The sequence below is a fragment of the Sphingobium sp. TCM1 genome (assembly GCF_001650725.1).
GTDB lineage: Bacteria > Pseudomonadota > Alphaproteobacteria > Sphingomonadales > Sphingomonadaceae > Sphingobium.
In genome coordinates, this window is record NZ_LXVX01000039.1 from 518,385 (window position 1) to 540,220 (window position 21,836).

A 21,836-nucleotide genomic window follows, 5' to 3' on the forward strand; every position below is an offset into this window, starting at 1 on the left:
GCCGGGCGGAGGTGAACAGACGCAATGCCACCGTCGCCTCCCGCCCGGCCGGACAGAAAAGCGCCGATGCCATTGGTCTCGCCCGATGCGGATGCTTGCGATCCGCCTCCCATATGCCATGGCCTCTCGGCCAAATATGTTGACATATGGCCCGTCCGCATGGCGCGGAACGGCTGGCTACTCCCCAGATGACGCGCTAGCCTGTAGGGACATCGGGCGAGGAAGGCAAGCCATGGCGGCAGGCGAGAACAAGACCACGCAGACACAGGAGGATGTCGATGCCTTCCTTGCCGGCGTGGAGCAGGCGGAGCGCCGGGAAGACGGGCGGACCCTCGCCGCGCTGATGGCGCGCCTGTCGGGCGAGCCGCCGCGCCTGTGGGGTCCGAGCATCATCGGCTTCGGCCGCTATCATTATCGCTATGACAGCGGACGCGAGGGCGAGAGTTGCCGGATCGGCTTTTCGCCGCGCAAGGCGGAACTGGTCCTCTATCTTGCCGGACTGGACGACGCTGATTTCGCGCCGCTCGGCACGCATCGGCGCGGCAAGGGTTGCCTCTATGTGAAGCGCCTGTCGGGCATAGACATGGCGGTGCTGGAGGGGCTGATCGCGAAAAGCCTCGCCCATATGGACGAGGCCTATCCGCGCTGACCGGTCAGAGCCTGCTTCCGGCTGAAGCCGGATTTTCCGCACCACCGAAAATGCGCTTCTGCGCATTTTCCAAACGGACTCTCAGCGGGTCGGCACCGGCTCCGGACCCGAATAGTCGTAGAAGCCGCGTCCGGTCTTGCGGCCGTACCAGCCGGCCTCGACATATTTGACCAGCAGCGGCGCGGGGCGATATTTTGGATCGCCCGTCGTGCTGAGGAAGACGTTGAGGATTTCCAGCGCGGTGTCGAGGCCGACGAAATCGAGCAGCGTCAGCGGCCCCATCGGATGGTTGAGACCCAGCTTGCAGCCCTGGTCGATGTCAGTGACGCTGCCCACGCCCTCGCCCAGCACGAACACCGCCTCGTTCAGCATCGGCAGCAGGATGCGGTTCACGACGAAGCCCGGCGCGTCGAAGGCATGGACGACCGTCTTGCCTATCTTAGCGGCGAAGCCTTCCACCGCCGCCACCGTCTCGGGCGTGGTCGCCAGGCCGCGAATGACCTCGACCAGCACCATCACCGGCACGGGATTGAAGAAATGGACGCCCACGAACCGCCCCGCATCGGGCGCCGCCTGGGCCAGGCGGGTGATGGGGATGGAGGAGGTGTTGGTGGCCAGGATCGCGTCGGGCGCAAGGATCGCGCCGACATTGGTGAAGATCGCCCGCTTTACCTCCTCGCGCTCGGTCGCCGCCTCGATCACCAGTTGCGCGTCGGCCAGCGGCGCGACCTCACCGACCGGCCTGATCCGGGCCAGGATCGCATCGGCATCGGCCTGCGTCAGCTTCTCCTTCTCGACCGCGCGGGCGAGCAGCTTGCCAATCCCGGCCACGCCCTTTTGCGCGCGCGGCAGGTCGACGTCGGACAGGATGACGTCATAGCCCGCCTGCGCCGCGACCTGGGCGATCCCGGCCCCCATCTGCCCCGCGCCGATCACGCCCACCGTGCGAATGTCCGCCATGCTCCAATCCTCCCTCTTGAATCGTCCATTCCCCTTAGCCGCGCGGTCGGCCGACGGCCAGTACCGGACGTCTATGGAATCCGGCAGGCGGTGAAGCGTGCCGCCATGACCGACGGAATGGTTGCGCCACCGGCATTTCCGGCTTTGCGCCGAGCCTCCGCCATGGTTAAAAGCCCGCCATGCCCGTTTCCGAATTGATGCCAGCGCCGGCGACCGGACGCTTCGTCGCCGCCGTGCATCATTTCCCGCTGCGCATCTATTTCGAGGATACCGACCTGTCGGGCCTCGTCTATCACGCCAATTATCTCCGTTACATGGAGCGCGCCCGGTCCGACATGCTGCGCATCGCCGGCATCGACCAGCGCTGCGCCCATGAAACGGGCGGGGGCGTCTACGCCGTCACCGACCTCCAGATCCGCTACCGCCGCCCGGCGCGGCTGGACGACGACCTGATGGTGTCGAGCCGCGTCACCGACGTGCGCGCGGCCAGCTGCTCCATTCATCAGTCAGTCATGCGGGGCGCGGAACAGTTGACCGACGCCACCATCACCGTCGCCTGGCTGACGCCGCAGGGCCGCCCGCAGCGGCAGCCCAAGGCCTGGACCGACATTTTCACTCGCCTTTGCCAAGGGGAAGACATCCACCCATGACCCTCAACCTGCCTGCCGGCGCGATGACCGACGCCGCGACCATTTCCCCGCTCGCCCTGTTTCTGCAGGCCGACATCGTCGTCAAGGGGGTGATGATCGGCCTGTTGCTTGCCAGCATCTGGACCTGGGCGATGATCATCGGCTTCAGCTTCACCCTGCGCCGGGCGAGCAAGGAAAGCCGCAAGTTCGAGGCGGACTTCTGGAAGGCCGAGGATATCGACCGTTTTTACGAGACGCGCGGAAAATCCGACTTTCCTGCGGCCAAGGTGATGGCGGCGGGCGTCACCGAATGGCGGCGATCGACCGCGCAGAAGGTGATCGACCGCGACGGCACCCGCGACCGGCTGTCGACATCGATGTCGAGCACGATCGCGGCGGAGGTCGACCGCCTGTCCGACCGGCTCAACATCCTCGCCACCATCGGTTCCGTCGCACCCTTCGTCGGCCTGTTCGGTACCGTCTGGGGCATCATGCGCGCCTTCACCTCGATCGCGGCGGAACAGAACAGCTCGCTCGCGGTCGTCGCGCCGGGCATTGCCGAAGCGCTGTTCGCCACCGCCATCGGCCTGTTCGCGGCAATCCCGGCGGTGATTGCCTACAACCGCTTCAGCCATGGCATCAATCGGCTGGAATCGGGGCTGACCCGCTTCGCCGACGGCTTCTATTCGACCTTGAGCCGTGAGTTGGAGGCGCAGCGATGAACTTGGGCATCGCTGCACAGAAAGAAGCGATGAACTTGGGCATCGCTGTAAAACAGGGAACGCGCTGATGGCGATGTCCGGTCCTCCGTCCGGCCGTCGCGGGCGCCAGCGGGCGCCGATGGCCGATATCAACGTGACGCCGTTGGTCGACGTCATGCTGGTGCTGCTGATCATCTTCATGGTGACGGCGCCGCTGCTGGTGACGGGCGTGCCGGTCAACCTGCCCGAAACCCGCGCCAAGGGGCTGGACCAGGACGCCAAGCCGACCGTTCTGTCGATCGACCGCGACGGCGGCCTCTTCATCGACGAGGCGCAGGTGAGCGATGCCGACCTGCCGGACCGCCTGGCCGAAATCGCTTCGGCCCATGCCGGCCAGCCGGAGCCGCCGCAAATCTTCCTGCGCGCGGACACCGCCCTCGACTATGGCCGGGTGATGCGGGTGATGGGCGAACTCAACCGTGCGGGCCTCAACAAAGTGTCGCTGGTCAGCACCGATGCCGGGTCGGACGCCGGTTCGGGCTCTGGCTCGGACAGCGGCGGTTCAGAATAGGGGCCATAGGTCGAGGATATGGATCGCGCGGAAAAGATCGGCCTTGGCGTCGCGACGGCAGGACATGTCCTGCTGTTCGGCCTGCTGTCGGCCGGGTTCCTGGCCACCCCCAACCCGTTGAAGCTCAAGTCCCCGCCAATGGACGTCAGCCTGGTGGACGAGGTGGCGCTGCAATCGACCGCGCCACAGATTTCGACCCAGCCGCCCCCACCGAGCTCCGCACCGGAGCAAGGGCCGACGCAGGACGCCAGGCCCGCGCCGCTCCCCGAACCTGCGCCGGAACCCGAACCGACGCCCGCGCCGCCTCCGCCAAAGCCGACGCCTGCTCCGCCGCCGCCCAAGCCGGTGGCGAAGGCACAACCGCCCAAACCGAAGCCGACCCCGCCCAAGAAGGAAGCGGCCAAAACCCCGGCCAAGCCCAAGCCGGCGCCGGAAAAGCCAGCGCCCAAAGCGAAGCCCACGCCGGAAAAGCCGGTGGCCAAGGCCAAGCCAGCGCCCGAAAAGCCCAAGGCCGCCGCCGTGCCGTCGAAGCCGGCCAAGAGCGACGCCAAGGCCAAAAGCGACGCCAGGGCGTCCGGCGCGGGCAAGGCGGACAAGCCCAAGGGGTCGCTACTGGGCAAGGATTTCCTCAAGGGCATCGACACCAGCGCGGACGCGCCGCGCAAAGCCGCGCCGCCACTCGCCGCCGCCATGGGACCACAGCAGAAGGCCGCGCTCGACGCCGAAATCCGGCGGCAGCTCAAGCCCCATTGGCGCGCGCCGTCCGGCGCGGATGCCGACAAGCTCGTCACCCTGCTGGAGGTGCGGCTCGACAAGAATGGCGGCCTGATCGGCGCGCCCCAGCTGATCGATCAGCTGGGCGTGACGGCCAGCAACCAGCCGCAGGCCCGGCTCCATGCGGAGCGCGCGATCCAGGCGGTGAAGCTGGCCGCGCCCTTCCGCAACCTGCCGCCCGAATATTATGACCAATGGAAATGGCTCCGGCCACTCCGCTTTGACGCGAGGCTGAACCGATGAAGACCACCCTCCTCCGCCGCCTGGCGCCCACTGCCTTCGCCGCCACGGTCGCGCTGGCCGCCGCCCTTTCCGCGCCCGCCATGGCCCAGCTGTCGGTCGATGTCACCGGCGAGATCGACAGCAACCTGAAGATCGCCGTCCCCCCGCTCCCCGCGCAGCAGGAGGTCGCGACCCCCGCCGGCACCGCAAGCGATCTGGGCCGCAAGATCGCCGAAGTGATCGTGTCCGACCTCAAGGGCTCCGGCCTGTTCGACCCGTCCGGTCCAGGCGGGCTGCCCGCCATCGCCTTCCCCGAAGTCACCTTCCCGCAATATGACAAATGGGGCGCCTACCAGGCGCTGGTCCAGGGCTTCGTCCGCACAAGCGGCGGCGAATCCGACATCACGGTGGGTTGCTACCTCTATGACGTGGCTCTGAAGCAGGAACTGACCCGCCAGGGCTATGTCGTTGCCCCGCGCGACTGGCGCCGTGCCGCGCATAAATGCGCCGACGCCATCTATGCCCGCCTGTCGGGCGAAAGCCCCTTCTTCGACAGCCGCATCGCCTATATCGCCGAAAGCGGCCCCAAGGGGAATCGCGTCAAACGGCTCGCCATCATGGATTCGGACGGCGCCAACCACCGCTTCATCACCAATGGCCAGTCGATCGCGCTGACCCCGCGCTTCTCCCCCGATTACAAGTCGATCGTCTATGTCAGCTATCTGGGCAGCCGGGTGCGGATCTACGTCTACGACATCGGCAGCGGCCAGCAGAAGCTGGTGACGGAAAGCAACAACCCGACCTTCGCGCCGCGCTGGTCCCCCGACGGCCGCAGCATCCTCTTCTCCATGGCGGTTGCGGGCAATACCGACATCTACCGTGTCTCGGCGAGCGGCGGGTCGCCGGTGCGCCTCACCAATACGCCCGGCATCGACGTGGGCGGCAGCTATTCGCCCGACGGCCGGCAGATCGTGTTCGAAAGCGACCGGTCGGGCGGGCAGCAAATCTATGTCATGAACGCCGACGGATCCGGCCAGCGCCGCATCAGCCATGGCGGCGGCCGCTATGCGACCCCCGAATGGTCGCCGCGCGGGGACCTCATCGCTTTCACCAAGATGTCGGGCGACTTCAAGATCGCGGTCATGTCCCCCAATGGGGACAATGAGCGCATCCTGACCAATGGCTGGCAGGACGAACAGCCGACCTGGTCGCCCAATGGCCGCGTACTGCAATATTTCCGCACCACGCCGGGCCGCCAGGGCAGCAGCCAGGTGTGGCAGGTCGATCTGACCGGCGTGAACGAGCGGCGCATCCCGACGCCGCTCAGCGGCTCGGACCCGGCCTGGGGACCGCTGCTGCCGTAAGATTCGCATGGGGGACATCCCCCGGCGGAACCCTGTCGTCTTGACAGCGTAACGAACATCACGAACCCTGTCGTTGCCCCCCTGTGCGATCGACAGCGCAAGAAGGAGACCCCCGATGAAATTGTCCCGGACCCTGGTTATGGCCACCGCCATCATCGCGCTCGCCGCCTGTTCGAAGAAGCCGCCGGCGGAACTGCCCCCCGCGCCCGGCGGCACCGGCGGCACCACCGCGCCGACCGGCCCGGCCACGCCCTCCGGCCCGGTCAAGGGCAGCCAGGAGGATTTCATCGCCTCGGTCGCGTCGGACCGCATCTTCTTCGCGCTCGACCAATTTGATGTCGATGCGGAGGATCAGGCGACACTCCAGAGCCAGGCCGCCTGGTTGCAGCAGAATCCGGCGGTGCGCGTGACGATCGAGGGTCATGCCGACGAACGCGGCACCCGCGACTATAATATCGCGCTGGGCGAGCGCCGCGCCAATGCGGCGAAGAATTATCTCGCCTCGCTCGGCATCGATCCGGGCCGTATCACCACCGTCAGCTATGGCAAGGAACGCCCGGCCGCGCTCGGTTCCGACGAGGCCGCATGGGCGCAGAACCGCCGCGCCGTGACCGTCACCATCCAATATTGACCCGCACCCACTGACCCGGAAAAGGCCCGCCGGTCCCGCGACTCGCGGGCCTTTTCCATGCGTATAACAAAGCTGCTGACAAGCGGTCCGAATTGGTCGATATGCTTCCTATATATGGGACGCGTCCGATATGTGGGACGCCATCGCGAACGGAACGACCATGCAGGATACCGACGAAAAACAGGAGCAGGGGGTCAAGGGCACCCAGACGCTGATGCGCGCGCTCGACATCATGGACGAGGTGATCGACGGCCCGATCCGCGCCGCCGACCTCGCCCGCAAGCTGGGCATGAGCAAGACCACGGCGCACCGGCTGGTGCAGGCCCTGCGCTCGCGCAACTATCTGGCCGTCACGCGCGACGGTTTCGCACTCGGCCCCAAGCTGTTGCAGCTGGGCGTGCTCGCGACCGAGCAGATCGACTATGTCCGCGTCGCCCGCCCCTTCATGGAATTGCTGTCGGAACGCACCGGCTTCTGCGTCTTCGTCGGCAAGCGCGAGGGCGATTTCTCCCGCCACCTCGACCGCGTGACCGGCACCCAGCGGCTGCGCGTCGCGACCGCGCCGGGCGATCGCCGCCCTGTCGCGGAAACGGGCCTGGGCAAGGCGCTGCTGCTGGATGAGGAGGAGGCGACGTGGGAGCGCCTCTATGGCGAGGCGAAGGGCGGCAATGCGGACCGCGCTCAGATCGACGCCTTTCTGGAGGAAATGCGGGCGCACAAGGCGCGCGGCGAGGTGCTGCACGACAGCGAGCTGGGCGACGGTGTCCGGTCGATCGCGGTGCCGATCCGCGATGCGAAGGGCAAGATCTGCATCGCCATCTCGATCGCCAGCGCCGCCCATTATCTGACGGACGAGTTGCGGCCGGGCCTTGCCGAACAGGTGATGCGGTCGGCCGAGCAGATCGGCGCCGCGGTGGGCTATAGCGGGCCGCGCTGATCGATCCCGAACAAAGAGGGCGCGAACCGCCGGAGTGGTCGCGCCCTTTCAGGTTGGGGAGAAGGATAGGCGCCGGCGTTACATCCGGTAGGTCACGCCGAAGGTGAAGGTCCGGCCGATCCGCGTTTCGAACAGCGTGTCCTGGCGCTGGCTGTCGATATAGAGACGGTTCTGCTCGTCGGTCAGGTTTTGCGCCTCGACGATGATCTTCAGCCGATCGGTGACATTGTAGCTGGCCGACGCATCCATGTAGAAGGTCTTGGCATTGCCCTGAAGATCGCTGCCGGGCGAGGCCGGGATGCCGCGGATGAACTTGTCGCGGAAATTGCCCGTGCTGCGGATGCTGAACTTGTCATCCTCATAATAGAGCGTCGCCGACGCGGTATTCTTCGACAGGCCGACCAGGTCCGCCGTGGTGGTCACCGTCGGCACGCCGTTCACGCTGGCCAGGATATAGTCGATCTTCGACGTTACCTTGGTGTAATTGGCAAGCACGCCGAAATTGGCGAGGAAGCCATCGAAGAAGGTGAAGGGGATCTGGGCGTTGAGTTCGATGCCCTTGAGCGGACCACCCGGCGTGTTGAACGGCTGCGACACGGTGAACAGCTCGGTGGGCAGCGTATTGCTGCCGATCAGCAGGGCGTCCGGCAAGCCCAGCTGGTTGAAGGGAATCTGGCTGTTCACATTCTGGATGAAGCTCTTGATGTCCTTGTAGAAGAAGGCGGCCGAGAGCAGCGAGCCGGGACGGAAATACCATTCCACCGCCAGGTCGAATGTGGTGGCGCGGATCGGGTCCAGGAACGGGTTGTTGACGTTGCCGACACGAGTCACCGGATTGACCCCGCTGGTGGGCGTCAGCAGGCCCAGTTCGGGCCGCGCCAGGACCTTCGCGCCCGACACGCGGACCAGCAGATTGTCGATCGGCTCGATCACGACATTGGCCGAGGGCAACCAGTCGTCATAGCCGTTCTTTGCCGATGCGAACTGGCCGGCAAGGCCCGTGGGCGACGCGGCATTGGCCACGGTGATATAGCCCGAAGACACCATGTCGGTCTTGACATAACGCACGCCCACATCGCCGCGCACGCCGAAGCCGATCGCATCCTCCAGGTCGAAATTGGCCATGATGTAGCTGCTCATGACCTCTTCGCGCACCCGGCTGCGTCCGGCGCCGCATTCGACGCCGCAGTAACGCACCGAATCGAAGCCGAACGTGTCGGCCCACTTGTCGGCATCGATCGCCACCCAGCTGGACGGCGCGCCCTTGCCCCACAGCTTGTCCACGCCGCTGATCGTCGTCGTGATGTCGGCCAGGCTGGTGCCCGCCGGCAATGCCCGGACCAGCAGGTCGGCCGAATAGGGGCGCAGGAAGGTCGAGAGGAAATCGCTGCGCCGATACTGGGCGCCGGCGCGGATCGAGAAGGCGTCGCTGAAGCTCCATTTCAGATTGGCTTCGGCGGTCATGTTGTCGGTCGTATTCTTCGACGGCTTGCCCTGATAGCTGAAGCCGCCCAGCACCGTGCCGTCGGCCAGCCCCGGCGCATAGGTGAAGCTGGCCGGATTGTTCACGTCGATGCCGAATCCCAGCACCGGGGTGGAGCCGCCGTCACGATAGTCGATCGAGAAGCCGTCGGTGTCGATCGCGTCGATGAAGGTCTGGAGACGCTTCTTGCCGTCCCAGATCGAACGGTTGAAGCCGACGATGCCGCTCACTTCCAGATTGTCGCTGAGCTGGCGCTTGAAGTTCAGGTTCGCCTGTTTGAAGGTCGAGACGAAATGATCGACCAGCCCTTCGGAACGGACGTCGACGCCATCGAACAGGCCGTAGACCAGCGAGCCATTCTCGTCGAACTCGATATCGCGCACCGACGTCATCGGCTGGCCGTTGTTGGCGGCCGAACGGGCGAAGGAGATCGCCGCGATATAATTGTCCCGGCGCGTCACCTCGAACCGCGAATAGAGGAAGTCGAGCGAAATGTCGGTTTCATCGTCCGGCTTGAACTGAAGGGTCAGCGAACCGCCGATCCGTTCCTGGTCCTGTTCCGAATTGAGGTAGCGCGGAATGCGCGGCAGGAATGCGCCGCTGCCCGCAACATTGGGCAGGTCGTCGCGGCGCAGGTCGACGATCGCCTGATAGGCGCCATTGGTGCTGGTGCGCGGATTGCCGGTCGAGCAGTTGAGCGCGTCGGCACCCTTGGCCGCGTTGGTCGAGGGGTTCTGCGGCGCGAAGCCGACCGGCGAGCAGAAACCGCCATTGGTATTGGCCGACAGGATGTCGACCGCCGAATAGCCCACCTCGCGGATGTTGCGCTTCTGATAGGCAAGGCTGCCGAGAATGCCGAAGCCGCTGTCGCCGAACTGCTTTGAGATCAGCAGCGAGGCGCGCGGATCGACCTTCTTCGACAGCTCGTTATAGACGCCGCGCGCCGTCATGGAGAGGACGAAATCCTCCTTCTGATCCATCGGCTTGGGTGCGCTCAGGTCGACCGTGGCGCCGAGCGAGCCTTCCTCGACATCGGCCGAAGTGGTCTTGCGCACCGACAGGGCCGAGAAGATTTCGGTCGGGAAAACGTTGAAGTCGAAGCTGCGGCCATTATTGCCCGCGCCATAGATGTCGGACGAACCCGTCTGCGACGTGCCTTCCATGCCGTTGATGCGGACGCGGGTGAAGCCCGCGCCCAGGCCGCGAACCGAAATGTTGCGGCCTTCGCCGCCGTCACCGCGGGCCAGAGCGATGCCCGGCACGCGCTGCATCGATTCGGCGAGGTTCGAGTCCGGGAATTTGCCGATATCCTCGGCGACGATCGAATCGATCGCGGCGGCTTCCTGCCGCTTCATGCCCAGCGCGCTGTCGAGCGAGGCGCGGAAGCCGGTCACGACGATGTCCGCGGTTTCCTGGTCCGCCTGGGGCGGCGCGTCGACAGGCTGGTCCTGCGCGATGGCCGTTCCGGCGATGAAGATGGTGGATGCAATCGCGATGGTCGAGCTGCGACGCGCGAAGGCTGCACGGGTAACGTGGCGCAACATAATATCCTCCCCTTTGTCCGGTTCTTGCCGGATGCCCCACTATGTGGAACTGTCGCTCATTGTACCGGATTCGCTGCTCTTTGGCCAGAAAAATCATTATGTGATCGCAAGTGCCACATTGTGAAAAACATTATGGTTAAGGAACCAGGGTCTTGCGAGATAACAAGTCCCGCCATATGGTCCTCCAATCTATTTTATGGGACGGAGAATCCCTTGAGGAAGTTGGCCCCGCTTGCTCCTGTTCGGCGTGGACCGCAGGAATCGCCGCCTCTGCACGGGCGGTCGGCTAGGGGGAATGCGTCCATCGCGGCGCATTCCCCCATTTTCCTGTTCGCTGACAGGGTCATCGCGCCATGCCGCTGACGCCGCTCCTCCTCATCATGGCTGCCGCGGCCGCGCCCACACCCCTGACATTCGATCTGGGCAGCGCGTCCCCGCTGCGCCGGCAGAGCTATCAGGCTGGCGGCCATGGCATGGAACCGGGCGGCACCGAATCGGCCTATCTCTTCTCGGTGGCGCTGCCCGAAGGCAATTACCGGGTCACGGTGCGGCTGGGCGATACCCGCAGCGCAGGCAACACCACGGTCAAGGCGGAGGCGCGGCGGTTGATGCTGCGCAACGTCGCGACCCGCAAGGGGCAGTTTGTCGAGCGCAGCTTCCTGGTGAACGTCCGCACGCCCGCCCTGCCGCCGCCGCCCGCCAATGCGCCGGGCGGGCAGCAGGTGCGGCTCTCGCCCCGCGATGGGCAGGAATATACGTGGGACGACAAGCTGACGCTCGAATTTTTGGGCAAGCCGCAGGTCGCGTCGGTGACGATCGCCCCGGTGGAGGCGCCGACGCTCTATCTGGCCGGTGATTCCACCGTGACGGACCAGTTCGCCGAACCGGCCGCAAGCTGGGGCCAGATGCTGCCCGCACTGCTGGACGACGGGGTCGCCGTCGCCAATCACGCCAAGTCTGGCGCGACGCTCAAATCCTTCCTCACCGACCTGCGCTTCGACAAGCTGTTGTCGAACATGAAGCCTGGCGACTTTCTGTTCCTCCAGTTCGGCCATAATGACCAGAAGCAGGAATGGCCGCAAACCTATGCCGACGCGGCCATCACCTATCCCGCCTATCTGCGGACCTACATGGCCGAAGCGCGGCGGCGCGGCGCCCATCCGGTGCTGGTGACGTCGCCCGAACGCCGCAATTTCGATGCGCAGGGCAGAATTAGGGAGACGCTCGGCGTCTATGCCGCCGCCGTGCGCAAGCTGGCGGCGGACGAAGGCGTGCCGCTGATCGACCTCAATGCCGACAGTCGGGCGATCTACGAGGCGCTCGGACCGGACGTCGCGCCGACCGCCTTCAACGATGGCGGCGCCGACAAGACGCATCACAATAATTATGGGGCCTGGCTCCTGGCCAACGCGGTGGCGCAGCGGATCAAGGCACGGATTCCCGCACTGGCGGGCCATGTGACCGCCCCGGCCTTCGTCCCGGCCAAGCCCCCGACCGCCGCGCAGGCGGCGATCGTCCCCAGCCTGATCCACAGCGATCAGCGCCCGGCCGGCAGCTAGAGCCATGACTATCAGCCGCCGCGATATGTTTCTGGGAATGACGCTGGCTGCCCTGCCCTTTCCGGCCCAGGCCGCGCGCCGCTTCGACAGTCGCGATTTCGGCGCCCGCGGCAATGGCGTCGCGATCGACAGCGGCGCGATCAACGCCGCGATCGAGGCAGCGTCGCGCAGCGGCGGCGGTACGGTCGTCCTGCCACGCGGGCGCTATCTCTGCTTTTCCATCCGCCTGCGCAGCCATGTCACGCTGTTGCTCGGCGAAGGCGCGGTGATCGAGGCGGCCGATCCCGCCCGCCACGCCGGACGCTATGACCTTCCGGAAACCGGCATCGACCAGTTGTACCAGGATTTCGGCCACAGCCACTGGCGCAACAGCCTGATCTGGGGCGACGCGGTGGAACAGGTGGCGATCACCGGGCCGGGCATGATCCACGGCATCGGCCTGACCCGCGACGGCCCCGGCGCACGCTGGAAGAAGCAGGCGGGCGAGCGGCCCTTGTCGATGCGGGGCATGACGGACGCCCAGATCGCCGCTCTGGAACCCGACGCCGCCGCCATGCAGGGGCTGGGCAACAAGGCGATCGCCTTCAAAAACGGCTGCGACATCCATCTGTCGGGCTTCACCATCCTGAAGGGGGGGCATTTCGCGATCCTCGCCACCGGCACGCGGGGGCTGCGGATCGACGGGCTGACGATCGACACCGACCGCGACGGCATCGACCTCGATTGCGTGCGCGACGTGGTGGTGGAACGCTGCCGCGTCAATTCGCCCAATGACGACGCCATCGTGCTGAAAAGCAGCCATGCGCTCGGCCGCGCCATCGCGTCGGACAATATCCTGATCCGCGACTGCGACGTGTCGGGCTACGACATGGGATCGCTGATCGACGGCACGCGCCGAACGACTCAGCAGCTGGCGCCCGATCGCGACAGGGTGACCGGCCGCATCAAGCTCGGCACCGAAAGCAATGGCGGTTACCGCAATGTCCGCATCGAGGATTGCCGCTTCACCCGCTGCCGCGGGCTGGCGCTGGAAACGGTGGACGGGGGCGTCATGGAGAATATCGTCGCCCGCCGCCTCACCATGCGGGACGTGACCACGGCGCCGCTCTTCCTGCGGCTGGGGGATCGCCGGCGCGGGCCGGAGGGAACGGGCATCGGCGCGGTCCGCCATGTCGAAATCAGCGATGTCGACGCGCGCGGCATCGACCATCGCTTTCCCGCCGCCATCGCCGGCCTGCCCGGCCATCGCATCGCCGACGTGACGCTGCGCGACATCCACCTCGTCTATCGCGGCGGCGGCACGGCGACGGATGCGGCGCGCGCGCCCGCGGAATTGGCGGACGCCTATCCCGAACCGAGCATGTTCGGAATCCTGCCCAGCTGGGCGCTCTGGGCGCGCCATGCCGAGCGACTGACGATCGACCATTTCACGGCGGAAACCATGACGGCCGACGCGCGCCCACCCTTCGCATTCGATGATGTGCCGGGATTGACGCTGCGCCGCACGCCACTGGGCAATTGACTAATATGTGGGACGATGTTACCAAATATAGGTCTTAAGTTCCATAATATGGTTCACGAGGGGATGCCATGACTGTCCACGCCTTCAAGATGCAGCTGAAGCCCGGCGTGGTCGAGGAATATCGGCGGCGTCATGACGAAATCTGGCCCGAACTGTCCACTTTGCTGTCCGATTCGGGTATCTACGACTATTCGATCTTCCTCGACGAAGAGACGCTGAGCCTGTTCGCAGTGCTCAAGCTGCGAGAAGACAACAGCCGCGAAACGCTGCCCGATCATCCGGTGATGCGGCGCTGGTGGGACTATATGGCGCCGCTGATGGAGGTGCAGCCCAGCAACCAGCCGAAGGAATGGCCGCTCCCCCTGCTGTTCCATATGGACTGATCCGGCTTCCATGCGCTCCCTCATCGCCGCCCTCGCCCTTGGCACCATGCTGGCCACGCCGCTGCTCGCACAGCAGGCGAAGCCCACCGCCAACCTGTCCGCGCCGGTCAAGACCTTCGGCCGCGTCTCCTATGACGCCCGGTCGCTGATGATCGACGGCAAGCGGATGGTGATCTGGTCGTCCGAATTCCACCATTTCCGCCTGCCCTCGCCCGATCTGTGGCGCGACATCCTCCAGAAGATGAAGGCCAGCGGCTTCAACAGCGTCGCCGTCTATTTCGACTGGGGTTTCCACAGCCCGAAAAAGGGCGTGTACGACTTCTCCGGCATCCGCGACATCGACCGGCTGCTGACCATGGCGGAGGAGGAAGGCCTCTACGTCATCACCCGCGCCGGTCCCTATGTGAATGCCGAACTGTCGCGCGGCGGCTTTCCCGGCTGGCTGGTCAACCAGCGCGCCCGCGCCCGCACCGACGATCCCGATTATCTGGCGGCCGCCGACGAATGGCTGACCAAGGTCAACGCGATCATCGCGAAGCACCAGATCAACATTGATCCCAGGCGCAAATATGGCGTCATCCTGCACCAGATCGAGAATGAGCTGGCGATGACCACCCCGGCGCAGCGTCGCTACATGGATCATCTCTATGCCAAGGCCCGCGCCGACGGCATCACCGTGCCGCTGTTCCACAACGATCAGGGCCGCAACGGCTACTGGTCGCCGGCAAGCAGCAAGGTCGAGAAGGTCGTCCACGGCCCCAACGACATGTATGCGTTCGACGGCTATCCCGGCGGCACCTGCACCGTCACCGGCCAGCCGACGCGCGGGTCGGCCGCGCCCGACTGGGGCTTTTATGGTCCCGGCGGGGCGAAGGGCGGCGCATCCGCATCGCCCGATACGCCGGGCTTCCTTGCCGAGTTCGGCGGCGGCTGGTTCGACTATTGGGGATCGAACGGCGGCTATGAGTGCAACGCGCTCCAGCGCGGCAAGCGGTTCCAGCGCGTCTTCTACGGCACCAACCTCGCCAACGGCATTGGCATCCAGAGCTTCTACATGGGCTATGGCGGCACCAGCTGGGGCTGGCTGCCTGCGCCCGTGGTGTTCACCAGCTATGACTATGGCTCCGCCATCTCCGAACCGCGCGAGATACGGGAAAAGGCGCTGGAGATGAAGCAGCTGGGCGGCCTGATCGCCTCGGTCCCCGACATGGCGGGGATGATCCCGGCAGGGACGCCGGCGATCAGTTCACCCAATATCCAGGTCTATCATAATAAAAGCCCGGAAACGGACGCGCGCTTCCTGATGGTGACGCACAAGCCATCCAACGGGCAGACCAGCGACAGCTTCAGCTTCACCGCCGACCTGCCCGATGGCCGCTATACCGTGCCGATGCAGTTGAACGGCTTCGACGCGAAATGGCTGGTCGCGGGCGTGACGCTGGGCGGGCAGCGGCTGGTCTATTCGACCTCCGAACTCCAGTCCGCGCAGGTCATCGACAAGGCCGACCTGATCCTGCTCTACGGCCGCGCCGGGGAGCCGGGCGAGACGGTGCTGCGCTACGCTTCCGCGCCCAGGGTGACGGTGCTGGAAGGCAGCGCGACCAGCGCCTTCGACGCTGCGAAGGGCGACCTCAAGCTCAGCTACACCCATCAGGGCCGCGCGGTCGTGCGGGTCGAGGGCGGCGATCGTCCGCCGCTGACGCTGATTCTCGCCGACGAGGCGGAAGGCGCGCGCTACTGGCGCGAACAGGATGTGCTGGTGCGCGGTCCCGCGCTGGTCCGCAGCGCAGTCGGCAAGGGCGGAACGCTGGCGCTGACCGGCGATACTGCCGAGGCCAGCCCGCTCGAAATCTGGGCGTCCAGGGCGGTTCGGTCCATCACATGGAACGGCGCGAAGGTCGCGACCAAATCGACAGCGATCGGCAGCCTCGCCGCCGTGCAGCTGCTCACCGGTCCCGGCGACGTCACCTTGCCGGCGCTCACCGACTGGCGCATGGCCAAGGGATCGCCCGAAGCCGATCCGGCCTTCGACGACAGCGCATGGCAGGCGGTCGACAACCGGTCCTATGCCAGCATCACCGCCCGGCCCGATGGCCAGCCCAACATGAGCATGGACGCCTATGGCTTCCATGACGGCGACGTCTGGTATCGCGGCCGCTTCACCGGCTCGCCCGACGCCAGGGCGCTCTCGCTCTATTATGGCGCGGGCGGTTCGGGGCTGGTGCAAGTCTGGGTCGACGGCAAGTTCATCGGCGAAGGCGAAACGCCCGGCGGCCTGCCCCGCCCGATCACCACCGGCACCGCGCGCTTCACCCTGCCCGCCGAGGCGCAGGCACCCGGCGAGCATGTCATATCGGTCATGGTCCGCAACAACGGCCATAACTGGGATCTGGACAGCGACGATTTCCACAAGGAAGCGCGCGGCCTGATCTCCGCCTCGCTGGAAGGCGGTCCCAGCGGTCGCAGCTTCGCCGTGCCGATCGCATGGAAGATCCAGGGCAAGCAAGGCGGCGAAGATCTGCCCGACACCGCCCGTGGCCCCGCCAACAATGGCGGCCTCTTTGGCGAGCGCAAGGGCTGGCACCTGCCCGGCTTCAACGACAGCGCATGGACCAAGGCCAGCGTCCCCGCGACCCAGGCGGAGGCAGGCACCAGCTGGTATCGCACCAGCTTCGCGCTGAACCTTCCCAAGGGGCAGGACGCCACCATCGGCCTGAGCTTCGGCGATTCCGAAAAGCCGCGCTCGCCGGTCCGCTATCGCGTGCTGATCTTCGTCAATGGCTGGAACATGGGCCAGTTCATCGCCCATGTCGGCCCGCAACGCACCTTCCCCATTCCCGAAGGCATATTGAACCACCGGGGCCGGAACCAGATCGCGCTTGCCGTCACGTCCGACGGCGCGCCGGGCGATGCGCTCGAAAGTGTGCGCCTCGTCATCCTACGCAACGTCAAAGGCGGTCTGCCAGTGCAGATGGTCGCCGCGCCAAATGCACCTTCAGACCTCAAGGAGATCAAATAAGTGGCCGCTCTCAATCATGATGTACCGCGCCAGCAGGTCGTCGAGTCCATCGACCGGCTGATGGACAATCTCGTCAATATCAAGGACGAGACCGGCGAATTCCTGCTCCATCTGGAAGATGGCCGCATCATCGACACCAAGGGCTGGGCCGGATGGGAATGGACCCATGGCGTCGGCCTGTTCGGCATGTGGCGCTATTTCGAGCAGACCGGCGACTACAAGGCGCTGGAGATCATCAAGCAGTGGTTTGAGGATCGCTTCGCCGAAGGCACACCGACCAAGAATATCAACACGATGGCGCCGTTCATCACGCTCGCCTATCTGTATGAGTTCGAACCCGACCCGCGCTATATCCCCTATCTCGATACTTGGGCCGAATGGCTGATGGCGCCGGACGGCCTGCCCAAGACCGAGGAAGGCGGGTTCCAGCACATCGTCTATAATGACGAGAATCCGGGCGAGATGTGGGACGACACGCTGATGATGTCGGTCCTGCCGCTGGCCAAGATCGGCCTGCTGCTGAACCGCCCCGCCTATATCGAGGAAGCCAAGCGCCAGTTCCTGGTCCATATCAAATATCTCTTCGATACGAAGACCGGGCTCTGGTTCCACGGCTGGGACTTCAACGGCCGCCACAATTTCGCCGAGGCGCTGTGGGCGCGCGGCAATTGCTGGGTGACGATCGCCATTCCCGAGATCATCGAGATTCTCGACCTGCCCGAAGGCGACTTCTTCCGCACCTTCCTGATCGACACGCTGGCGGCGCAGGTGAAGACGCTCGCCGAAACGCAGGACGCGGAAACCGGCCTGTGGCACACGCTGATCGTCGATCCGACCAGCTATCTGGAAGCATCGGCCACCGCCGGTTTCGCCTATGGCATATTGAAGGCCGTGCGGAAGGGCTATCTACCCCGCCATTACGAGGACGTCGGCATCAGGGCGGTGCGCGGCGTGCTGGCCAATATCGACGAGAGCGGCGAATTGCAGCAGGTCAGCTTCGGCACCGCGATGGGCGATACCCAGCAATTCTACAAGGACATCGCGCTCACCTCCATGCCCTATGGCCAGAGCCTGGCCATCTGCGCCCTGGGTGAATTCCTGCGCACCTATATCTGACCGTTCATCGAGCTTGGGCGGCGGCCGGAAATGGAAGGACGGCCGCCGCTTGAGACAAGAATATAAGAGGCGGAGGAGCCGAGAGTGACCGACATAGCCCAATCCGCACCCCGGCCCGTCCGCCTGCAAAACTACCTCGCCTATGGCTCCAACGACGTGCTGGGCGCAGGGTCGATGGCGGTCATTTCGGGCTGGGTGCTGATCTTCTACACCCAGTTCTGCGGCCTGACGGCCGGGCAGGCGGCCACCATCTTCGCGGTGGCGCGCATCCTCGACGCCTTCGCCTCGCCGATGATCGGCTATATCTCCGACCATTTCGGATCGACCTGGCTGGGCCGCAGGTTCGGCCGCCGCCGCTTCTTCATCCTCGCGGCCATTCCCCTGCTGCCCAGCTTCGCGCTGATGTGGCTGCCGGGACAGGGCTTCTGGTATTATCTGGTCAGCTATGTGCTGTTCGAGCTGGTCTATGCGATGGAGATCATCCCGTTCGAAACGCTCGCGGCCGAAATGTCGACCGACTATCGCACCAAGGCGAAGTTCGCCGGATCGCGCATCCTCTTCGGCCAGGCGTCGGCCATCCTCGCGGGCTTCCTGCCGCTCTGGCTCATCAACGCGCTCGGCCGCGACAGCGCCGACACCTTCTTCTACATGGGCCTGATCTTCGCCACCCTGTTCATGGTGACGGCCGGACTGCTCTATCTGTTCAGCTGGGAACGGCATATGCCGGGATCGCTGGAGGCGTTGCCTGAAAGAACGCAGGGCGGCGGCGCGGGGCAGGCGCTCAAGGCGCTTTACCGCAACCTCTTCTCGACCATGCGAATCCGCGCCTTCCGCCTGCACCTCGGCATGTATCTGGGCGGCTATATCAGCCAGGACATTTTCAACGCGGCCTTCACCTTCTTCGTGATCTTCGCGCTGGCCGGTTCCACCGCCATCGCCTCCGGCCTGCTGGGCACCATGTATATCGTCCAGTTCGTCGCGGTCATCATCGCGATCAACCTGGCGCTGCGCGCCTCCCCCAGCCGCGCCTATCAGGTCGCCGCCGCCGACTTCGCCGTGGGCGTATTCGCGCTCATTGGCCTGTGGCTGCTCGGCGTTCCGGCCACGTCCCCCTGGATCTGGCTGCCGATCATCCTGTCGGGCCTGGGCCGCGGCGCGCTCAACTATATCCCCTGGGCGACCTATAATTATATGGCCGACGTGGACGAGATCGTCACGGGCCAGAGGCGCGAGGGCAGCTTCGCCGGGGTCATGACCTTCGTGCGCAAGGCGACGCAGGCCGCCGCCGTCGCGGGCGTGGGCTTCATCATGCAGGCGGGCGGCTTCGTCTCCGGCGCGCAGGCGCAGAGCCAGGACGCGATCCTGACGATGGCGCTGCTGCTGGCCATCGGCACGGTGGGTTGCCTGTCCTTCGGCATATGGGTGTCCACCCGCTTTCGCCTCAGCCCCGCAACCCACGACATCCTGATGCGCGAGATCGAACATCTGCGCGGCGGGGCGCGCACGCCCAGTTCGCCCGGCGCGCGACACGTCGTGGAGGATCTGTCGGGCTGGCGCTACGACCAGCTCTGGGGCAACAATCCGGTGGCCCAATCGGCCGCGCATTGAGGGGGATGAGGATGACGGGACGGACGATGCTTGGCGCGACGCTGCTGCTCGCGCTCGCCACGACGCCGGCGCAGGCACAACATTGGTCGCGTAGCTGGATGGCCGCGCCGCTTGTGTCGAAGGCGCCGCCGGAAAAGCGTCCCGACCTCGCCAACCGCACCCTGCGGCAGGTCGTCCGCATCAGCAGCGGCGGCCAGCGCATCCGCCTGCGCCTGTCCAACGAAATGTCGACCCAGCCCCTGCTGCTGGGCGCCGTCCATGTCGCGATCGCGGGCGAAAATGGCGAAACGCTGCCCGGCACCGACCATGTCGTGACCTTCAACCAGGCGCAGGGCGCGACCATCCCCGCCCGCGCACCCTTGTTGAGCGATCCGATCGCGATGGCGGTGAAGCCGCTCACGCGCCTCTCCATCAGCATCCACCTGCCGCAGGGCGCGCCCGATGCGACCGTCCACAGCTATTCCGCCGCCACTGGCTGGACCGCACCGGGCGACCAGACGACGGCCATCAGCCTTTCGAACTCCGCGACGCTCGGCCCCCGCGTCATCATTTCCGGGGTCGAGGTGGAAAGCCGCAAACCCGGCACCACCATCGTCACTCTTGGTGATTCCATCACCGACGGCGTGCGCGCCACCCCAGACAGCAACCGCCGCTGGCCCGACCTGCTGGCCGAGCGCCTGCAAAAAGCGGGGCGGACATCGATCGGCGTCGCCAATGCCGGGATCAGCGCCAACCGGCTGCTGTCCGAAGGCGACGGTTACAATGCCCTTGCCCGGTTCGACAGCGACGTGCTGGCGGTGCCCGGCGTCACCCATGTCGTGATCCTGGAAGGGGTCAACGACCTGGGCAATGCCGCCCGCAGCCAGCAGCCGATGCTGCCGCCCGAAGCGCTGATCGGCGCCTATCGCCAGATGATCGCCCGCGCCCATGACCGGGGCGTGAAGGTCATCCTCGCCACCATCCTGCCCTATAAGGGCGCGGGCTATTGGAGCGCGGAGGGCGACGCCGCCCGCATGGCGGTGAACAAATGGATTCGCGACAACCAGGAGGCGGACGCCTTCGTCGATCTCGACAAGGCGATCGCCGACCCCGCCGACCCCGCACGCATGGCCAAAGCCTATGATGTGGGCGACGCGCTCCACCCCAATGACGAGGGGTTCCGGGCGATGGCCGCCGCCTTCGACCTCAAGCTGTTCCAGTGATCACGCCGTTGCTGCTGCTGGCGGCTGCCGCCAGCGGGCCGGTAGCGCCCAAGCCGCTGTTCCGCGATCCCGTCCATGACGGCGCGGCCGACGCCTCGACCGTGCGCGACGCGCAGACCGGCGAGTGGGTGATGTTCTACACCAACCGCCGCGCCGACCTTCCGCAGGACGACGCCAGCGATGTCCGCTGGGTCCATGGCACTGCGATCGGCGTCGCCCGATCGAAGGACGGGGCCGCATGGCGCTACACCGGCACGGCGAATATTCCCGGCAGCTGCACCGGCGAAACCCTCTGGGCGCCCGAGGTGCAATGGCTCGAAGGCCAGTGGCATATGTGGCTGACCGTCGTACCGGGCATCTATCGCGACTGGAACGCGCCGCGCTTCATCGTCCACCTGACCAGCCCGGACCTCAAGACATGGACCTGCGGCGATCGGCTCGAACTGGGCTCCGACCGGGTGATCGATGCGAGCGTACTGGCGCTGCCGAAAGGTGGCTACCGCCTCTTCTTCAATGACGAAAGGCAGAACAAGGCGATCGTCACCGCCGACAGCCCGGACCTCGTCCACTGGACAATCAGGGACCGGCTGACCCAAACGCCGGGCGAAGGGCCGAAGGCTTTCCGCTGGAAGGGCCGCTACTGGCTTATCTCCGACGCGTGGAAGGGGCTGCTGGTCATGCGCTCCGATGATGGCGAACAATGGTTCACCCAGCCGGGTCATATCCTCGCAACCCCCGGCCGCCATCCGACCGACCGCGCCAAGGGCCAGCATCCCGACATCATCGTCGCCGGGACGCGCGCCTATATTCTCTATTTCGTGCATCAGGAGGGTGAGGAGGAAGCGAAAGCCAATCCCGACTGGAAACGTCGCACCGTGCTCCAGATCGCCGAACTCCGGGAGAAGGACGGGGTCATCAGCGTCGATCGCGACGCGCCCGTTCATGTCCGCCTGAAACTCTGA

The 21,836-nt window shown here is 65.7% G+C and carries 18 protein-coding genes and 1 riboswitch; of the genes, 16 read left to right on the forward strand and 2 right to left on the reverse strand.

The window, feature by feature from the left end; genetic code table 11:
* Positions 1-3 precede the first annotated feature (3 nt).
* Positions 4-199, reverse strand: a riboswitch (yybP-ykoY riboswitch).
* Positions 200-232: 33 nt separating this feature from the next.
* Complete coding sequence (locus tag A7Q26_RS23105) at positions 233-649, forward strand: DUF1801 domain-containing protein (RefSeq protein ID WP_066865102.1); 417 nt, start codon at positions 233-235, stop codon at positions 647-649.
* Between the two features lie 81 nt (positions 650-730).
* Here the strand turns inward: A7Q26_RS23105 and A7Q26_RS23110 are convergent, their stop codons facing one another.
* Positions 731-1,609, reverse strand: a complete 879-nt coding sequence (locus A7Q26_RS23110) for a 3-hydroxybutyryl-CoA dehydrogenase (RefSeq protein ID WP_066865105.1) — start codon at positions 1,607-1,609, stop codon at positions 731-733.
* A 179-nt stretch (positions 1,610-1,788) separates the two neighbouring features.
* Here A7Q26_RS23110 and A7Q26_RS23115 point away from each other — a divergent pair, with 179 nt between their 5' ends.
* From A7Q26_RS23115 to A7Q26_RS23145, 7 genes are all read left to right on the forward strand, one after another.
* Positions 1,789-2,259, forward strand: coding sequence for a YbgC/FadM family acyl-CoA thioesterase (locus A7Q26_RS23115; RefSeq protein ID WP_066865108.1), 471 nt, complete (start codon positions 1,789-1,791; stop codon positions 2,257-2,259).
* Positions 2,256-2,960: a protein TolQ gene (tolQ, locus tag A7Q26_RS23120; RefSeq protein WP_066865111.1), complete on the forward strand. Its 705-nt coding sequence runs from the start codon at positions 2,256-2,258 to the stop codon at positions 2,958-2,960. The genes A7Q26_RS23115 and tolQ overlap by 4 nt, the downstream gene beginning before the upstream one ends.
* 67 nt (positions 2,961-3,027) lie before the next feature.
* Complete coding sequence (locus tag A7Q26_RS23125) at positions 3,028-3,510, forward strand: ExbD/TolR family protein (RefSeq protein WP_066865114.1); 483 nt, start codon at positions 3,028-3,030, stop codon at positions 3,508-3,510.
* Between the two features lie 18 nt (positions 3,511-3,528).
* Complete coding sequence (locus A7Q26_RS23130; protein WP_066865117.1) at positions 3,529-4,527, forward strand: cell envelope biogenesis protein TolA; 999 nt, start codon at positions 3,529-3,531, stop codon at positions 4,525-4,527.
* A complete protein-coding gene (gene tolB / locus A7Q26_RS23135) occupies positions 4,524-5,870 on the forward strand; it encodes a Tol-Pal system beta propeller repeat protein TolB (RefSeq protein ID WP_066865120.1) in 1,347 nt (448 codons plus the stop codon). The genes A7Q26_RS23130 and tolB overlap by 4 nt, the downstream gene beginning before the upstream one ends.
* Before the next feature lie 115 nt (positions 5,871-5,985).
* Positions 5,986-6,501, forward strand: a complete 516-nt coding sequence (gene pal / locus A7Q26_RS23140; RefSeq protein WP_066865123.1) for a peptidoglycan-associated lipoprotein Pal — start codon at positions 5,986-5,988, stop codon at positions 6,499-6,501.
* Positions 6,502-6,661: 160 nt separating this feature from the next.
* Positions 6,662-7,438: an IclR family transcriptional regulator gene (locus A7Q26_RS23145; RefSeq protein WP_066865355.1), complete on the forward strand. Its 777-nt coding sequence runs from the start codon at positions 6,662-6,664 to the stop codon at positions 7,436-7,438.
* 78 nt (positions 7,439-7,516) lie between these two features.
* Here the strand turns inward: A7Q26_RS23145 and A7Q26_RS23150 are convergent, their stop codons facing one another.
* Complete coding sequence (locus A7Q26_RS23150) at positions 7,517-10,465, reverse strand: TonB-dependent receptor (RefSeq protein WP_066865126.1); 2,949 nt, start codon at positions 10,463-10,465, stop codon at positions 7,517-7,519.
* 353 nt (positions 10,466-10,818) lie between these two features.
* Here A7Q26_RS23150 and A7Q26_RS23155 point away from each other — a divergent pair, with 353 nt between their 5' ends.
* The 8 genes from A7Q26_RS23155 to A7Q26_RS23190 all read left to right on the forward strand — a co-directional run bounded on the left by A7Q26_RS23155 (position 10,819) and on the right by A7Q26_RS23190 (position 21,836).
* Complete coding sequence (locus A7Q26_RS23155) at positions 10,819-12,024, forward strand: rhamnogalacturonan acetylesterase (protein WP_066865129.1); 1,206 nt, start codon at positions 10,819-10,821, stop codon at positions 12,022-12,024.
* Positions 12,025-12,028: 4 nt separating this feature from the next.
* Positions 12,029-13,546, forward strand: a complete 1,518-nt coding sequence (locus A7Q26_RS23160; RefSeq protein WP_157102664.1) for a rhamnogalacturonidase — start codon at positions 12,029-12,031, stop codon at positions 13,544-13,546.
* A gap of 68 nt (positions 13,547-13,614) precedes the next feature.
* Positions 13,615-13,929, forward strand: coding sequence for an L-rhamnose mutarotase (locus A7Q26_RS23165; protein ID WP_066865132.1), 315 nt, complete (start codon positions 13,615-13,617; stop codon positions 13,927-13,929).
* A 10-nt stretch (positions 13,930-13,939) separates the two neighbouring features.
* Positions 13,940-16,948, forward strand: coding sequence for a glycoside hydrolase family 35 protein (locus A7Q26_RS23170; RefSeq protein WP_066865135.1), 3,009 nt, complete (start codon positions 13,940-13,942; stop codon positions 16,946-16,948).
* Positions 16,949-18,064, forward strand: a complete 1,116-nt coding sequence (gene bglB, locus A7Q26_RS23175; RefSeq protein ID WP_066865137.1) for a beta-galactosidase BglB — start codon at positions 16,949-16,951, stop codon at positions 18,062-18,064.
* A gap of 84 nt (positions 18,065-18,148) precedes the next feature.
* On the forward strand, positions 18,149-19,672 hold the full coding sequence (locus A7Q26_RS23180; protein WP_066865139.1) for an MFS transporter: 1,524 nt from the start codon (positions 18,149-18,151) through the stop codon (positions 19,670-19,672).
* Between the two features lie 11 nt (positions 19,673-19,683).
* A complete protein-coding gene (locus A7Q26_RS23185; RefSeq protein ID WP_066865142.1) occupies positions 19,684-20,874 on the forward strand; it encodes an SGNH/GDSL hydrolase family protein in 1,191 nt (396 codons plus the stop codon).
* Complete coding sequence (locus tag A7Q26_RS23190; RefSeq protein WP_066865145.1) at positions 20,871-21,836, forward strand: family 43 glycosylhydrolase; 966 nt, start codon at positions 20,871-20,873, stop codon at positions 21,834-21,836. Before A7Q26_RS23185 ends, A7Q26_RS23190 begins: the two co-directional genes overlap by 4 nt.